Raw genomic sequence first — 14,423 nt, forward strand, 5'->3', positions numbered from 1 at the left:
CCGAATAGACGCCGGGCTTCAGAATGTCCTTGACTGCTCCTTCGTCGCCTACGCCCCGGCGGCTAACCGGCGACCCGGCCGCGACCGGCCACTGCGTGGCCGCCGCTCCCTAGGGGTCGCGGGTGGGGGGCTGGAGTGCGGTGATGGCGGTGTTCGTGTCTGTCGGAGGGTGTCCCTAGACTCACTCGGGTGAGTTCACCGACGACTGCGCAGGCATCGACAACGACCACCGCCCCGGAGGGTGAGCGGCCTACGCTGCTGCTCCTCGACGGGCATTCGATCGCCTATCGCGCGTTCTTCGCGCTACCGGCGGAGAACTTCAAGACTGTCACGGGTCAGACCACCAACGCGGTGTACGGATTCACCTCGATGCTGATCAATCTGCTGCGCGACGAGAAACCGAGCCATGTGGCCGCGGCGTTCGACGTGTCGCGCAAGACGTTCCGCACCGAGGCGTACCCGGAGTACAAGGCCAATCGCAGTGCCACCCCCGACGAGTTCCGTGGGCAGGTCGAACTCACCAAGGACGTGCTCGGCGCGATGGGCATCCCGGTGATGGCCATCGACGGCTACGAGGCCGACGATGTGATCGCCACTCTCACCACCCAGGCGATGGCACAGGGCTACCGGGTCCTCATCGTCACCGGCGACCGCGACGCGATCCAGCTGGTCAACGACGACGTCACCGTGCTCTACCCGAAGAAGGGCGTCTCGGATCTCACCCGCTTCACCCCGGCGGAGGTGGAGACCAAATACGGCCTCACGCCCGCGCAGTATCCCGACTACGCGGCTCTGCGCGGCGACCCGAGCGACAATCTGCCCGGCATTCCCGGCGTGGGGGAGAAGACCGCCGCCAAGTGGATCCGCGAATACGGCGACCTCGCCACCCTGGTCGACCGCGTCGATCAGGTGAAGGGCAAGGTCGGCGACTCCCTGCGGGCGAACCTGTCGAGTGTGGTGCTCAACCGCCAGCTCACCGAGATGGTGCGCGAGGTGCCGCTGCCCTACACCCCCGACCAGCTGATCAAGGCGCCGTGGGACCGCGACAAGATCCACCAGCTCTTCGACGACCTCGAGTTCCGGGTCCTGCGCGACCGGCTGTTCGACACCCTCGGTTCCCCGGAGCCGGAAGCCGAGTCGGGTTTCGAGATCAGCGGTGGTGCCCTCGATCAGGGCGCGGTCGCCGACTGGTTGGCCGAGCACGCGAAAGCCGGTGTGCGCCATGGCCTCTCGATCGTCGGGACCGGGACGCCGGTGCACGGTGACGCGCGGGCACTGGCGATCGCCGCCGCCGACGGCGAGGGCGGCTACATCGACCTGACCGTCCTCACCCCCGAAGACGAGACGGCGCTGGCCACCTGGCTGGCCGATCCCGAGGTGCCCAAGGCGCTGCACGAGGCCAAGTCCGCCGGGCACGCACTGCGCGGGCGCGGCTTCACCCTGGGCGGTCTCGCCACCGACACCGCCCTGTCGGCCTACCTGGTCCGCCCCGGTCAGCGCAGCTTCAACCTCGACGATCTGTCACTGCGCTATCTCAAGCGCGAACTGCGCGTCGAGACCGGCGACACGGGCCAGCTGTCCCTGCTCGACGACGAGGACACTGTCGCCGCCGATATCGCCCGCGAGGAGATGTTGCGTGCCCGCGCGGTCGCCGACCTGGCCGTCGCCCTGGATACCGAACTCGAAGCCATCGAATCGACCCCACTGCTCACGGAGATGGAGCTGCCGCTGCTCGGCGTGCTCGGTCAACTGGAGGAAGCGGGCATCGCGGTCGACGTCGCCCAGCTCGAGAACCTCCAGCAGCAGTTCGCCGACCGCGTCACCGAGGCCGCGAACTCCGCGTACGAGGTGATCGGCAAGCAGATCAACCTCGGCTCGCCCAAGCAGTTGCAGGTGGTGCTGTTCGACGAGCTCGACATGCCGAAGACCAAGCGCACCAAGACCGGCTACACCACCGACGCCGACGCGCTGGAATCGCTGTTCGAGAAGACCGGTCACGCGTTCCTGGAACACCTGCTGGCCCACCGCGACGCGACCCGGCTCAAGGTGACCGTCGACGGCCTGCTCAAGTCGGTCTCCGACGACGGCCGCGTGCACACCACGTTCAACCAGACCATCGCCGCCACCGGTCGCCTCTCCTCGACCGAGCCGAACCTGCAGAACATCCCGATCCGCACCGACACCGGCCGCCAGATCCGCGACACCTTCGTGGTCGGCCCCGGCTTCGCCGAACTCATGACCGCCGACTACAGCCAGATCGAGATGCGCATCATGGCGCACCTGTCCGGGGACGCGGGCCTGATCGAGGCCTTCAATTCCGGCGAGGACCTGCACACCTTCGTCGCATCGAAGGCCTTCGACATCCCGATCGCGGAGGTGAGCTCCGAGCTGCGCCGCCGGATCAAGGCCATGTCCTACGGTCTCGCCTACGGTCTGAGCTCCTACGGCTTGAGCGCCCAGCTCAAGATCAGCACCACCGAGGCCAAAGAGCAGATGGACGTGTACTTCGACCGTTTCGGCGGCATCCGCGACTACCTGTCCGACGTCGTCGACCAGGCCCGCAAGGTCGGCTACACCCAAACGCTGTTCGGCCGCAGGCGTTACCTGCCCGACCTGGATTCCAGCAACCGTCAGCGCCGTGAATCCGCCGAGCGGATGGCACTGAACGCGCCGATCCAGGGCACCGCCGCCGACATCATCAAGGTCGCGATGATCAACGTGCAGAACGCGATCCGCGAAGCGGGCCTGCGCTCGCGGATGCTGCTGCAGATCCACGACGAACTGGTCTTCGAGGTCGCCGACGGCGAACGCGAGGCCCTCGAGGCCCTTGCGCGCGAACAGATGTCGGCCGCGATCGACCTCTCGGTCCCGCTCACCGTCTCCGTCGGTACCGGCCGGAGCTGGGATTCGGCCGCGCACTGAGCTGGTCCGCACAGCACGAGGGGCGCCTCCCCGGCCGGGGAGGCGCCCCTCGTGGCGTAGCGGGAACGCGAGTTACGCGTTGACCGTCACAGCGTCATCGGCGATCGAGTAGCTGATCGAGCCGTTCTCGAAGTGGCTGATCTTGCCGCCTTCGATGTCCTGTTCGTCGGAGGTCGGGTAGCCGAACCGGCCGCCCGCGCCGCCTTCGGCTTCCCATGCCTGACGGATGGCGCCGTACACGGTCTTGGCCCCGGTCGGGAGCTTGAAGTAGATGACTCCGCCGGTGAATTCCTGGAACTTGCCACCGTTGGCGGCGTCCTGCTCTGCCGAGGTCGGCTCACCCAGCGGGCTGGACGCGCCACCGGCTTCGTTGTAGTGATCGCCGATAGCCCCAGTGACTTCGAATGCCATGTCGAACAATTCCTTTCACGCAGTAACAATTGGCCTAGCGGCCGCGACGCTACCGTGCGATCGGCCGTTCTCGGCGGCGACTCGCGGGAGATTCACAATCTGGTCACATTTTATTAGCCAGCGATTCGCTCACGGTCGATCGCGGAAACCGGCGCACCGCTCGCTGCCGACGGAGTGCCCCGCTGCCTCGCGAGGAAGCGGTCGGGGCGGCGTCAGCGAAAACGCTGGACGATAGCTTCGGCGATCTTGCCGGGCTCGTGTTCGGGGATGAAGTGTCTGGCGTCGGGCAGCTCGAGGACCCGGTGGTCGGTGAACGTGTCGCGCATTCGTGGCAGGAACGCGGCGGGACGGAACGCCATATCCTTCATGCCCCAGATCAGCAGCGTCGGTGTGGCGCCGAGCCGGGCGGGCACATCGATCGCCAGCTGTTCGAGGAAGGGGCGAGCGGCCAGGATCTGCCCGGGCATCGCGGCGATCCCGCGCCGCGCTTCGGGTGAAGGTTGCACCGCACGGTAGTGATCGGCCTCGGCCTCGCTGATCGTGTTCCGCAGCTCACCGAGCAGGAAACGCTCGACGAGAAGGTTGTCGCGCAGAATCCGCCGCTGCATCGGCGAGCTGCTCATGACCCGGCTGAACGCCTTCTGCGGCCAGGTATCCGTCGGCCACAACAGGGTGTTGCCGAGCACCAGCCCGCGCACCCGATCGGCTCGATCGGCGCCGACCGCGGCGCCGATCGGTCCGCCCCAGTCCTGGCCCATGACGACGAACTGGTCGAGCCCGAGATGGTCGACGAGCTCGCCGACCACGGCGGCATGTTCGGCGATCGTGTAGCCGTACCCGGGTGGTCGTTCGGACAGTCCGAAGCCCGGGTAGTCGACTGCTACGCACCGGAACCGGTCGCCCAGCTGACCGATGATCTTGCGGTAGAGAAAACTCCAGGTGGGGCTGCCGTGACAGAAAAGGATGGGGATCCCGGAGCCCTCGTCGATGTAGTGCACCCGGCCCGCCGACGATTCGAACCAGCGGGATTCGAAGGGGTACAGCGCCTTGTCCGGCGTGAAATCGATCAGCATCGCATCCATCCTGTCGTCCGGCGTCGAACCGACCCTACGGCCGAAAATCGTAGTGATTCAATGCCTTCGGCGGATCCGTACTGAGGCGCGTGTCACTGGCGACACCGGTGTGGCAGCATCGGCCCTATGACCGAGCCCGTCATCGCGACCCCGCTGCCCGACTGCCCCGATATCGAGCAGGCCTTCGCGATGTCGTGGCCGGTACGACTCGGCGACACCGATGGCGACGACCGGCTGCGGCTCGACGCGGTGGCGCGCTACCTGCAGGACATCGGGTTCGATCATCTCGACGCGGTGGAGGACGGCGACACCCATCAGGCCTGGATCGTGCGGCGCACGGTGATCGACGTGTACGAGCCGATCATGTTCGGCGACCGCGTCCAGCTCCGCCGCTGGGCCGACGCGCTCTCGAATCGTTGGTGCGACATGCGCATTCGGTTGCGCGGAGAGAAGGGCGGGCACATCGAGGCCGCGGCGTTCCTGATCCACATCGACCCCGTCGCCGGCCGTCCCGCGCGGATGAGCGACGCGTTCATGGCGCCGATGCTGGCCGGCACCACCGAACATCGCCTGCGCTGGAAAGCCGCGCTCACCGAACTCGACGTCGCGGAGGTGGAGGAGGTGCCGTTCCCGCTGCGCGTCACCGACGTCGACCGGCTCGGCCATGTCAACAACGCGGTGTACTGGGAGGCCATGGAGGAAGCGCTCGCCGCGCACCCGGACCGTCATCGGTTGCCGTACCGCGCGATCGTCGAACACGTCGGCCCGGTGATGATGGGCGACAAAGTGGTGTTGCGGACGAGTTCGCAACCCGAGCGCCTGCGGGTCCAGGTCGACGTCGACGGTTCGGCCCGCGCCCTCGCCTCGGTGGAACCCCTGACCGGTGCAGCGTCGCGGCGCTGACCGGATTCAGCGCTCGCGGGCGACGAGCCGCGCCGACCCGCCCGCCAGATTCACCCGATCCCGCGGCGGGGCACCCTCCGAAGGGTCCTCCCGGTGCATCAGCGTGCTCTGCCGCTGTTCTAACCCGATACGGTACCCATCGCCGTCGCGGGGGCCGACGTTACCGATCCTGAGCTGCGGTGATGGTACTCACCGGTAGACACTCCGGGCAGTGAACCAGGTTGCGGTTTCGCGATGATCGCCCTATTCTCGACTGCGTGCCGAATCCCGCCCGCTGTGCCGCGCTGCTAGTCGCTGACCGCGACCTCGCGGTCGCTGCTGCGCAGACCGCGCAGGCAGCCTCACGGCGAATTCTTCTCGTAGTAACCCGCCGTAGCGGGGTCTGATTCGGACCAGCCCCTACGCTGCGGGCTGCTTTTCATCGTTCTGCTGGTCCCACCTGCCAACGAAGACATCTTCGGGAAGACCTCACCTGCAATGACGCTGACACTGGACCATGCCCTGTTCGCCGCTGCCCCCAAGGGCCTGCGCGCCGAGCTCACCGACCTCGACCCCGCCGCCTTCCTCGACCGGTACACCCGCGCCGACGGATCCATCGCCTTGCGCGAATGGTCTTGTTCCGGAACGGATTTCACCGCCACCCTGGAATTCGCCGACCACCTGCGCACCGTCATCGCCACCGGCAGTCCCGTTGCCGCGATGACCTCCGCGCTCTACGACGAGGGCTACCCCCTCGAGATCCTGCACTTCCATCAGCGCCCGACCGCCGACGGCACCGCCACCTTCATGCAGTGCGAGTTCAACGGCAGGCGCGGCTGGGCGGTGGCCACCGCCGCCGGCAGCGCGGAATCGACCGTGCGCGCCATGATCGCCGGCGTCAACCTGCTCGCGGGCTGACACCACCCGAACACGCACAAGGGCCCGTTCACTCGAAAGGTGAACGGGCCCTGTGTGTTCTCGGCGCCGGACTATTCGGCGGGAGAGGATTCCTGCTGCTCGGCGATCTGCTTGCGCACCTCGTCCATGTCCAGATCCTTGATCTGGGTCACCAGGTCCTCGAGCGCGGCGGGCGGCAACGCGCCCGGCTGCGCGAAGACGAGTACGCCCTCGCGGAAGGCCATGATGGTCGGAATCGACTGGATGTTGGCGGCCGCGGCGAGTCCCTGCTCGGCCTCGGTGTCGACCTTGCCGTAGACGACGTCGGTGTGCTTTTCCGACGAGGTCTCGTAGGTCGGTGCGAAACTGCGGCACGGACCGCACCAGGAAGCCCAGAAATCGACGAGGACCACGTCGTTTCCGGTGATGACTTCGTCGAAGTTCTGCTGGGTCAGCGTCTGGGTGGCCATGACGTCCTCTCCTTGTCGGTGTCCTCGGCTGTAACGCCGGGGCGTCCTACTATCTTCCCCCGATCACGATTCGCTCCTGCCGCGCCTCCCCGTCCCAGCGGCGAATCCCCACGATCAGCGACCGGAAATCGGTGTCGGCCGCGACCGTCCGCACCGCGTCGCCGAGCCGTTCGGGGGGCACGCGCCGCGCCAGGGTCACGTGCGGTGTCCACGCGCCGGGAGCCATGGTCGCCGGTACGCCGGGGCAGGGTGAGACCACCTCGCTGACCCGGCGATGCAGGGCGAGCAGGTCCGCGGTGACGACGACCGCCCTGACCAGGATCGGCCGGCGCGCCCCGAAGACGAGCAGCCCGCCCAAACGGATCGGCAGCGGCTCGAACGCGAGCCGCTCGAGCGCGTGGTCGATGCGCGGCCAGATCTCGCGCGCCACCGCGACGGTGATGTGCGGCCGAGCGGTCCCGGGGTGGGGATTGCCCAGGCCTGCTTCGGCAAGAACCGCCCATTGCCTGCGGATCTCTGTCTCGCCGCCCTCGTCGAGGAGCAACTCCACCGACTGCACCATGATCTGCAGAAACTAGTCGCTGCGGCGTGTCCGCACCGCCCACTCGCTCGATCCGGTCCGGACACGCGCGAGGATGGGGGAGTGAACGGTGTGAAGGCGAACCTGCGACTCGGTGTGATCGACGGCGACGGAATCGGCCCCGAGGTGGTGGCCGCGACCCGGGCGGTGGTCGACGAAGCGATCGGCGCGGCCGGGCTCGCGCCGGTGGAGTGGGTGCCGCTGCTGATCGGGCACGAGGCGATCGCCGCCTACGGCCACCCGCTGCCGGAACAGACCCTGACCGCTCTCGAGGATCTCGACGCCTGGATTCTCGGTCCGCACGACAACGCCTCCTACCCGTCGGACATGCGCGTGGCACCGGGCGGCATCATCCGCAAACGGCTCGAGCTCTACGCGAACATCCGCCCTGCCGCCGCCTTCGCCGGCGTGCGCGCGATGGCGCCCGACATCGATCTGGTGATCGTCCGGGAGAACAGCGAGGGCTTCTACGCGGACCGCAATATGTTCGCCGGGTCGGGGGAGTTCCGTCCCACCGAGGACGTGGCGATGGCGGTCGCGGTGATCACCCGCACGGCGTGCGAGCGGATCGCCCATCAGGCGCTGCGGCTCGCGCAGGGCAGGCGCAAGCGGGTCACCGTGGTGCACAAGGCCAATGTGCTGCCGATGACGACCGGCCTGTTCCGTGACGTCTGTTACGCAGTGGCCGAGCAGTATCCGGACGTGACGGTCGACGACGAACACGTCGACGCGATGGCGGCGCACCTGGTTCGCTCATCCGCCGAGTTCGACGTGATCGTCACCGAGAACCTGTTCGGTGACATCCTCTCGGATCTGGCCGGTGAACTCAGTGGCTCACTCGGCATGGCCGCCTCGCTCAACTGCTCCGACACGCGCGCGATGGCACAGGCTGTGCACGGCGCGGCGCCCGGTCTGGCGGGGCACAATCGGGCCAATCCCGCCGCGTTGCAATTGTCGGCGGCAATGCTGTTGCGCTGGTTGGCAGTTCGTGACGACAATAGTCCGCTCCATGATGCCGCCGACCGAATTACCCGTGCGGTGGCGGCCACGTTGGCCGCCGGAATCGCGACGGCGGATCTCGGCGGTCTGGCTTCCACCAGCGAATTCACCGAGCAGGTACGGGCTCGCGTGCACCGGAGGTGAAGGGACCCCTTTCACATCGGCTGATTAATCTTCGGTTACTGTCGCACCACGCTGTGTCCGGTTCGCATACATTGCCAAACAGGCGCTGACACGTGGCCGGCGTCGACGTGAAATGTGGAGGCTCCTTTGTCTGTTCGAACTGTCCTCGGCCGTGGCGCCGTGCGGCTGCTGTGTACCGTCGCCGGCGGTGCGTTGTTGTTGACCGGCTGCGCCGAGAACACCGAGGGCGACGGCGCCTCGGTGAACAAGGTGTCGGCGGAGAAGGTCGACGCGCTCGCCGCGGCGGTCCCCGACAAGGTGAAGCAGGCAGGCAAGTTGGTCGTCGGCGTGAACGTGCCGTACCAGCCGAACGAGTACAAGGACGCGAGCGGCAAGATCGTCGGCTTCGATGTAGACCTCCTCGACGCCGTCGCGAGCACCCTCGGACTGAAGGTCGACTATGTCGAATCCTCGTTCGAGAAGATCATTCCCGCCATTCAGGCAGGGACCTACGACGTGGGTATGTCCTCGATCACCGATTCGCGCGAACGCGAACAGCAGGTCGATTTCACGACCTATTTCTCCGCGGGTATCCAGTGGGCCCAGCAAACCGGTAAAGCGATCGATCCGAACAATGCGTGCGGCAAGAAGGTCGCCGTACAGTCCACTACGGTCGAGCACACCGACGAGATTCCCGCCAAGAGCGCCAAGTGCGTCGCCGAAGGTAAGCCCGCCATCGAAATGAAGGCATTCGACGAGCAGAGCGCCGCGACCAACGCGTTGGTGCTCGGCCAGGTCGACGCGATGTCGGCCGATTCCCCGGTGACCGCGTACGCGATCAAGCAGAGCGAAGGCAAGATCGAGGCCGCGGGCCCGCTGTTCGATTCCGCGCCCTACGGCTGGGCCGTGCAGAAGACCTCCCCGCTGGCGGCGGCGCTGCAGAAGGCGCTGCAGCACCTGATCGACAACGGCAAGTACGGCGAGATCACCACCAACTGGGGTGTGCAGGACGGTCAGATCAAGACCTCGGTGATCAACGGTGCAGTGAGCTGACGTGACCGACGCGAAAGACACGGTGGAGGTGCCCGGACCGGGCACCGAACCCGAACCGATCAAGGCGGTCCCGCTGCGCAGGCCGGGCCGCTGGATCGCGGCGGCAATCATCCTGATCCTGGTGGGATTGTTCGTCTACGGCGCCGCCACGAATCCCGCCTACCGGTGGGATACCTACGGCAAGTACCTGTTCGACAGCCGGATTACCGCCGGCGCGATCGTCACCCTGGAGCTCACCGTGCTCGCGATGGCGATCGCGGTGGCCCTCGGCACGGTCCTCGCGGTGATGCGTCTGTCGCCGAACCCGGTGCTGCGCACCGCCGCGTGGATCTACCTGTGGATCTTCCGTGGCACCCCGGTGTTCGTGCAGTTGGTGTTCTGGGGCCTGGTTCCCTCGCTGTACAAGCAGATCGATCTCGGTGTGCCGTTCGGTCCGCAGTTCTTCCACTTCGATGTGCAGCACCTGCAGGCGGCGTTCCTGTTCGCGGTGATCGGCCTCGGCCTCAACGAGGCCGCGTACATGGCCGAGATCGTGCGCGCGGGTATCAACTCCGTCGGCGAGGGGCAGCGCGAGGCCTCGGTGGCGCTGGGCATGTCGTGGACGCAGACAATGCGCCGCACGGTGCTGCCGCAGGCCATGCGGGTGATCATCCCACCCACCGGCAACGAGCTGATCGGCATGCTCAAGACGACCTCGCTGGTCACCGCGATTCCGTTGAGTACCGACTTGTTCGGCCGCGCCCGTGACATCTACGGTGTGAACTTCCAGCCGATCCCGCTGCTGCTCGTCTGTGCCACCTGGTACCTGGCGATCACCAGCGTGCTCATGGTCGGCCAGTACTACTTGGAACGCTATTACTCGCGGGGCGCCACCCGGCAGCTGACGGCCAAGCAGCTTCAGGAACTGGCCACAGCGCAGGCGGCGGTGAAGGCGAAATGACAGAACCAGTTGTGGCAGTCCCGCCGATGGTCCTGGCTGACCGGGTGTGTAAGAGCTTCGGCGCGCTGCAGGTGCTCAAGGGCATCTCGCTCGAGGTCCAGCGTGGGAAGGTGCTGACCCTGGTCGGGCCGTCGGGCTCGGGCAAGTCGACGTTCCTGCGCTGCATCAATCACCTCGAGCAGGTGAACGCGGGCAGGCTCTACGTCGACGGCGATCTCGTCGGCTACCGGGAGAAGAACGGCAAGCTCTACGAGATGCACGAGCGCGATGCCGCGATCCAGCGTCGCGATATCGGCATGGTGTTCCAGCATTTCAACCTGTTCCCGCACCGCACGGCGCTGGAGAACGTGATCGAGGCGCCCATCCAGGTGCGCGGGATCCGTAAGTCCGAGGCCGTCGCCAGGGCCGAGGAGCTGCTCGAGCGGGTCGGGCTCTCGGCCAAGCGCAACGCCTACCCGGCGCAGCTGTCCGGTGGTCAGCAGCAGCGCGTCGCCATCGCGCGAGCGCTGGCGATGGATCCCAAGCTGATGCTGTTCGACGAGCCGACCTCGGCGCTGGACCCCGAGCTGGTCGGTGAGGTGCTCGCGGTGATGCGGGAGCTGGCCGATTCGGGCATGACCATGCTGGTGGTGACCCACGAGATGGGCTTCGCCCGCGAGGTCGCCGACGAGCTGGTGTTCATGGATGCCGGTGTGGTCGTGGAATCGGGCCCGCCGCGTGAGCTGCTGGCCAACCCGCAACACGAGCGGACACAGGCTTTCCTGTCACGTCTGCTCTGAGAGACGACACAGCGGCCCCGCGGATTCTCGCGGGGCCGCTGTGCGTTACGGGGTTTCTGGGTTCTTCAGGCGTTCCAGGGAGACCTGGGCCTGGGCGATGCGGCGGATGGCGGCCAGTGCGGTGTCGCCCAGGACGGTCAGTACGACGACCGCGTCGATGATGTCGTCGCGCCCGCCCGCGGACAGGGCGGCCGCTACGTCGGTTTCCGCGACTGCCCGCGAGCTGTCGAAATAGGTGGGTAGGGTGGTGGTGGCCCAGTCCCGGTAGCCGAGTTGCGCGAGTCGGACGATCACTCCGGTGAGCGTGTCGACGGCCTGCGGGCTGGGTTTCATGTCCCAGCCGCGTCGGTCCATCTCCGCGCGCACGGCCTCGTAGGCGCGATCCCATTCGGCGTCATGGGCGGCGGGGACCGGGGTGGACAGGCTGTCCTGCGCCACTCCGAGCACATGAAACAGCGGCATGTCGGGGGAGTCGATCGCGGCGAGCACATCGGAGACGGTGGCGACCGGTATTCCGCCCACCTCGATCAACGCGCGGATCAGGCGGAGTCGGCGCAGGTGGTCTTCGCCGTAGCTGGCCTGGTTGGGGCTGGTGCGTTCACCCGGCGGCAGCAGTCCCTCGCGCAGGTAGTACTTGATGGTCGCCACCGCGATGCCACTGCGATCACTCAACTCCGAGATTCGCACTCTTACCTCCGTGTTGTTCCTACCCCTTGCCTACGTCACCCATAGCGGATAGTCTAGCTATCCATAACGGATAGTATAGCTATCTATCTCTGGGAGATTCGAATGTCAGTCCTGACCGTCCCCTCGCTGCCCCGCCCCAACGCCCCCCTGCACCGCCCGCTGATGTATTTCTCCGCCGTCAATGCCGCGCTCGTCGTGGTCGGCCTGATCGGGATGCTGGTCGACGACCGGGTGATCGCCGGGTCGGCGGCCTGGTTCAAGCCGACCAAGTTCGCGATCTCGTTCGTGTTCTACGGCGTGGCGCTGGCATGGTTGATGTCGTTGCGGCCCAACCCTTCTCGGCTCGCGTCGCGAATGGCCACCGTGATCGTGGTCGCCGGGGTGATCGAACAGGCGATCATCTTCGGGCAGGTGATCCGCGGGACCCGCAGCCACTACAACATGACCACCGCCCTGGACGGCACCCTCTGGGTGATCATGGGGTCCACCATCGTCATCCTGTTCCTGGCAACCCTGGTGATCGGGATCGGCTTGATGCGCGCACGCCTCGGTGACGCCTCGATCACCTGGTCGATTCGTTGCGGCATCGCGATCACCTTGGTCGGGCTGGCGCTGGGAAATCTGATGCCTCAGCGGGAATCCGGCGTCGAGGGCATCGCGGGCGCGCACACGGTCGGAGCTCCCGACGGCACGCCCGGCATGCCGCTCACGGGGTGGAGCACCACCGATGGTGACCTGCGCATTCCACACTTCTTCGGCATGCACGCGCTCCAGGCACTGCCGTTGCTCGCGGCACTGCTGGTGGTGCTGGCGCCACGGATCCCGTTGCTGCGGTCGGTGCGCGTTCGGCTCGGCCTGATCATCACCGCGTCTGCCGGGTACGCGGCGGTGCTCGCGCTGGTCACCTGGCAGGCGTTGCGGGGGCAGCCGCTGATCCACCCCGATCAGGCCACGCTGACTGCCGCGGCCGCGATCGTCACCGGAGTAGTTGTCGGAGCAATGATCTCGGTCGCGAGCGCGGCCGGTACCCGAAAGGTGGTTACTGCATGAGCACGCTGTTCGACCTGTCGTTCTGGGTCACGGTGCCGTTCTGGGCGCTGATGATCTTCGCCCCGACGTGGCGCTGGACCCGCGCGATCATCTCCGCACCGTGGATTGTGCTGGTGCCCTTGGTGGTGTGGGCGATCGTCGCGATGCCGGTGCTGGGTGCGATGTGGTCGCTGGTGACATCGCCGTCCCTGGCCGCCATCACCGAGGCCGCCGCCGACCCCGCCGTGCTCACCGCGCTGTGGGCGCAGATCATCGCGTGGGACCTGTTCCTCGGCCGCTGGATCTACCTCGACAGTCGCGAGCGCAACGTCCACCCGTTGCTGATGGGCCCACTGCTGGTCGGCACGATTCTGTTGTCGCCCATCGCCTTTCCGATCTACCTGCTGGTCCGTGCGGTCGCCCGACGCGATAGTTCGCCGGTGCCGCGGGCGAGCGCGGTCAGCGCGTAGTGCCGTCTGCCGGACTCCGAGGAGTCCGGCAGACGTGGTTCACGTGCGGCGGGTGAGCGCTACCCGGCCAGGCGAGGCGCTCCGGTTCGCCGGCCCGGGTGAAGTAGAGCTCCATGACCGTCCGGTTCGGAGACTCCAGCTCGAGCAGCGCCGCCGCGGCAGCGGTGCGTCACGGTGTGGTGCGCGTGTGCCCTCAGCTTTCGTCGAAAGTGGTCGCGCGGGAGACCTTTTCCCACGCGAGGACGTCATCGCGGACGGCATCGAGGTGGCCCAGGACCGCGTCGACGGAATCGCCGCCCAGCGGCAGCCTCAGCGGCGACTTCTCGGCGGACAGGGCGACGCGGATGGCGGCGGCGGCCTTGGCCGGGTCGCCGGGCTGGGTGCCGTCGCCGCCCTCGACCATGCGACGGGTGGCACCCGCGGTGTCGGCGTAAACGTCGGACTCGGGACTGAACGCCGCGGCTCCGGGGCCGAACAGTCCCGTACGGAAGGCGCCGGGTTCGACGATCAGTACTTTGATGCCGAACGGCGCCACCTCTTCGGCGAGTGCCTCCGACAACCCTTCCAGCGCGAACTTCGTGGCGCTGTACGCGGAGAACCCCGCGAAGGACAGCTGCCCGCCGACACTGCTCATCTGCACGATCGCACCGCCGCGCTGGGCGCGCATGTGGGGCAGCACCGCACGGGTGAGGGCGGCGGGGCCGAACAGGTGCAGGTCGAACAGTCCGCGCAATTCGGCCTCGGTGGTTTCCTCGACCGCGCCGACATGGGTGCGACCGGCATTGTTGACCAGCACATCGATGCGGCCGTGGCGGGCGACGACATCGGCGACGACCTCGTCGATGCGAGCGGTATCGGTGACGTCGAGCGCGATCGTCTCGAGCTGATCGGGATGCGCGGCGACCAGATCGTCGAGGGCGGCGGTGCGGCGAGCGACGGCGATCACGATATCGCCCGCGTCGACGGCGTCCTGTGCGATGGCGCGGCCGAACCCGCTGCTCGCGCCGGTGACCAGCCAGATCTTCGGAATGCTCATCAGGTTCTCCTGTGTCCGTTGATGTTTCGTGCGCAATACTTCCGCCCGGACGAGATGGAAGTCCAAGATCCT

Annotated in this window: 16 protein-coding genes; 9 read left to right on the top strand and 7 right to left on the bottom strand. The window is 67.1% G+C overall.

What is annotated here, in order from left to right:
- Positions 1 to 189: 189 nt before the first annotated feature.
- Positions 190 to 2,922 carry a DNA polymerase I gene (polA, locus tag ACWDXS_RS30100; RefSeq protein ID WP_379317170.1) on the top strand — a complete coding sequence of 911 codons (2,733 nt, stop codon included), beginning with the start codon at positions 190 to 192 and terminating at the stop codon, positions 2,920 to 2,922.
- A gap of 72 nt (positions 2,923 to 2,994) precedes the next feature.
- Here the strand turns inward: polA and ACWDXS_RS30105 are convergent, their stop codons facing one another.
- A complete protein-coding gene (locus ACWDXS_RS30105; RefSeq protein ID WP_378994054.1) occupies positions 2,995 to 3,333 on the bottom strand; it encodes an LGFP repeat-containing protein in 339 nt (112 codons plus the stop codon).
- A 212-nt stretch (positions 3,334 to 3,545) separates the two neighbouring features.
- Positions 3,546 to 4,406 carry a haloalkane dehalogenase gene (locus ACWDXS_RS30110; RefSeq protein WP_378994056.1) on the bottom strand — a complete coding sequence of 287 codons (861 nt, stop codon included), beginning with the start codon at positions 4,404 to 4,406 and terminating at the stop codon, positions 3,546 to 3,548.
- A gap of 126 nt (positions 4,407 to 4,532) precedes the next feature.
- On the opposite strand from ACWDXS_RS30110, the gene ACWDXS_RS30115 reads away from it, so the two are divergent.
- On the top strand, positions 4,533 to 5,309 hold the full coding sequence (locus ACWDXS_RS30115; RefSeq protein ID WP_378994058.1) for an acyl-[acyl-carrier-protein] thioesterase: 777 nt from the start codon (positions 4,533 to 4,535) through the stop codon (positions 5,307 to 5,309).
- Between the two features lie 6 nt (positions 5,310 to 5,315).
- Here ACWDXS_RS30115 and ACWDXS_RS30120 read toward each other — a convergent pair whose 3' ends face one another.
- Positions 5,316 to 5,477, bottom strand: coding sequence for a DUF6191 domain-containing protein (locus tag ACWDXS_RS30120; protein ID WP_449971072.1), 162 nt, complete (start codon positions 5,475 to 5,477; stop codon positions 5,316 to 5,318).
- 309 nt (positions 5,478 to 5,786) lie between these two features.
- Here ACWDXS_RS30120 and ACWDXS_RS30125 point away from each other — a divergent pair, with 309 nt between their 5' ends.
- Complete coding sequence (locus ACWDXS_RS30125) at positions 5,787 to 6,206, top strand: 2-keto-3-deoxygluconate kinase (protein WP_387448075.1); 420 nt, start codon at positions 5,787 to 5,789, stop codon at positions 6,204 to 6,206.
- Between the two features lie 71 nt (positions 6,207 to 6,277).
- On the opposite strand, the gene trxA is transcribed toward ACWDXS_RS30125, so the two are convergent.
- Together trxA and ACWDXS_RS30135 are read right to left on the bottom strand one after the other, a co-directional pair.
- A complete protein-coding gene (gene trxA / locus ACWDXS_RS30130; protein WP_056824580.1) occupies positions 6,278 to 6,655 on the bottom strand; it encodes a thioredoxin in 378 nt (125 codons plus the stop codon).
- Positions 6,656 to 6,704: 49 nt separating this feature from the next.
- The gene (locus ACWDXS_RS30135) at positions 6,705 to 7,217 is read right to left on the bottom strand and encodes a 2'-5' RNA ligase family protein (RefSeq protein WP_449970892.1); all 513 of its coding nucleotides are present in this window, start codon (positions 7,215 to 7,217) and stop codon (positions 6,705 to 6,707) included.
- Between the two features lie 81 nt (positions 7,218 to 7,298).
- On the opposite strand from ACWDXS_RS30135, the gene ACWDXS_RS30140 reads away from it, so the two are divergent.
- From ACWDXS_RS30140 to ACWDXS_RS30155, 4 genes are all read left to right on the top strand, one after another.
- A complete protein-coding gene (locus tag ACWDXS_RS30140; protein ID WP_378994064.1) occupies positions 7,299 to 8,378 on the top strand; it encodes an isocitrate/isopropylmalate dehydrogenase family protein in 1,080 nt (359 codons plus the stop codon).
- 126 nt (positions 8,379 to 8,504) lie between these two features.
- Positions 8,505 to 9,410 (top strand): ABC transporter substrate-binding protein, encoded by a 906-nt coding sequence (locus ACWDXS_RS30145; protein ID WP_378637131.1) that lies wholly within the window; start codon positions 8,505 to 8,507, stop codon positions 9,408 to 9,410.
- A gap of 1 nt (position 9,411) precedes the next feature.
- Positions 9,412 to 10,350 (top strand): amino acid ABC transporter permease, encoded by a 939-nt coding sequence (locus tag ACWDXS_RS30150; protein WP_378994066.1) that lies wholly within the window; start codon positions 9,412 to 9,414, stop codon positions 10,348 to 10,350.
- 26 nt (positions 10,351 to 10,376) lie between these two features.
- Positions 10,377 to 11,129, top strand: coding sequence for an amino acid ABC transporter ATP-binding protein (locus ACWDXS_RS30155; protein WP_378994290.1), 753 nt, complete (start codon positions 10,377 to 10,379; stop codon positions 11,127 to 11,129).
- Between the two features lie 45 nt (positions 11,130 to 11,174).
- Here ACWDXS_RS30155 and ACWDXS_RS30160 read toward each other — a convergent pair whose 3' ends face one another.
- Complete coding sequence (locus ACWDXS_RS30160) at positions 11,175 to 11,816, bottom strand: MerR family transcriptional regulator (RefSeq protein WP_449970897.1); 642 nt, start codon at positions 11,814 to 11,816, stop codon at positions 11,175 to 11,177.
- Between the two features lie 102 nt (positions 11,817 to 11,918).
- Here ACWDXS_RS30160 and ACWDXS_RS30165 point away from each other — a divergent pair, with 102 nt between their 5' ends.
- Positions 11,919 to 12,866 (top strand): hypothetical protein, encoded by a 948-nt coding sequence (locus tag ACWDXS_RS30165; RefSeq protein WP_449970900.1) that lies wholly within the window; start codon positions 11,919 to 11,921, stop codon positions 12,864 to 12,866.
- Positions 12,863 to 13,315 (top strand): ABA4-like family protein, encoded by a 453-nt coding sequence (locus tag ACWDXS_RS30170; RefSeq protein ID WP_449970903.1) that lies wholly within the window; start codon positions 12,863 to 12,865, stop codon positions 13,313 to 13,315. The genes ACWDXS_RS30165 and ACWDXS_RS30170 overlap by 4 nt, the downstream gene beginning before the upstream one ends.
- 193 nt (positions 13,316 to 13,508) lie before the next feature.
- Here the strand turns inward: ACWDXS_RS30170 and ACWDXS_RS30175 are convergent, their stop codons facing one another.
- On the bottom strand, positions 13,509 to 14,351 hold the full coding sequence (locus tag ACWDXS_RS30175; RefSeq protein WP_378994074.1) for an oxidoreductase: 843 nt from the start codon (positions 14,349 to 14,351) through the stop codon (positions 13,509 to 13,511).
- Positions 14,352 to 14,423: the final 72 nt, after the last annotated feature.

Source organism: Nocardia sp. NPDC003183, assembly GCF_053590715.1.

Bases quoted from the DNA above. Each gene is read 5' to 3' on its own strand.
- ACWDXS_RS30105 (WP_378994054.1), bottom strand. From the start codon at position 3,333: ATGGCATTCGAAGTCACTGGGGCTATCGGCGATCACTACAACGAAGCC.
- ACWDXS_RS30110 (WP_378994056.1), bottom strand. From the start codon at position 4,406: ATGCTGATCGATTTCACGCCGGACAAGGCGCTGTACCCCTTCGAATCC.
- ACWDXS_RS30115 (WP_378994058.1), top strand. From the start codon at position 4,533: ATGACCGAGCCCGTCATCGCGACCCCGCTGCCCGACTGCCCCGATATC.
- ACWDXS_RS30125 (WP_387448075.1), top strand. From the start codon at position 5,787: ATGACGCTGACACTGGACCATGCCCTGTTCGCCGCTGCCCCCAAGGGC.
- trxA (WP_056824580.1), bottom strand. From the start codon at position 6,655: ATGGCCACCCAGACGCTGACCCAGCAGAACTTCGACGAAGTCATCACC.
- ACWDXS_RS30135 (WP_449970892.1), bottom strand. From the start codon at position 7,217: ATGGTGCAGTCGGTGGAGTTGCTCCTCGACGAGGGCGGCGAGACAGAG.
- ACWDXS_RS30155 (WP_378994290.1), top strand. From the start codon at position 10,377: ATGGTCCTGGCTGACCGGGTGTGTAAGAGCTTCGGCGCGCTGCAGGTG.
- ACWDXS_RS30165 (WP_449970900.1), top strand. From the start codon at position 11,919: ATGTCAGTCCTGACCGTCCCCTCGCTGCCCCGCCCCAACGCCCCCCTG.
- ACWDXS_RS30170 (WP_449970903.1), top strand. From the start codon at position 12,863: ATGAGCACGCTGTTCGACCTGTCGTTCTGGGTCACGGTGCCGTTCTGG.
- ACWDXS_RS30175 (WP_378994074.1), bottom strand. From the start codon at position 14,351: ATGAGCATTCCGAAGATCTGGCTGGTCACCGGCGCGAGCAGCGGGTTC.